This window comes from Arthrobacter humicola (genome assembly GCF_022803015.1).
Lineage (GTDB): Bacteria > Actinomycetota > Actinomycetes > Actinomycetales > Micrococcaceae > Arthrobacter > Arthrobacter humicola_A.
Genome location: NZ_JAFKON010000057.1, coordinates 1 through 392 on the forward strand (window position 1 = coordinate 1; position 392 = coordinate 392).

Sequence of the window (392 nt, forward strand, 5' to 3'; positions counted from 1 at the left end):
GGGAGCGCGAGACTGCGGGGCGGCACCCGGCCTGGGTGCCGGGCAGGAGTCCAGGTGGGGGGAAGGGCACGAGCGGGCCCGCCTGGGGGGGGGGGGCTGATGAGCTGGGGGTGGGGGGGGGGGGGGGGTGGGGGGGGGGGGGGGGGGGGGGGGGGGGGGGGGGGGGGGGGGGGGGGGGGGGGGCGGGGGGGGGGGGGGGGGGGTGGGGGGGGGGGGGGGGGGGGGGGGGGGGGGGGGGGGGGGCCCGCGCGTCGGTCATGACGGGGCGGCCGTTGACCATTTCGACGCCGACGGGGTGTTGCATCCAGCTGTTTGCCCCGATGATGAAGTAGGCCGCGAAGACGGCGCCACTGCCGTCGATACCGAGGCAGGCCAGGTGGAGGGCGGGCGTG

The 392-nt window shown here is 81.6% G+C and carries 1 pseudogene; it reads right to left on the bottom strand.

From position 1 onward, the window contains the following. Positions 1-241: 241 nt before the first annotated feature. Positions 242-392: pseudogene (locus ARTB_RS21430) on the bottom strand (cytochrome ubiquinol oxidase subunit I); the annotation flags it as partial.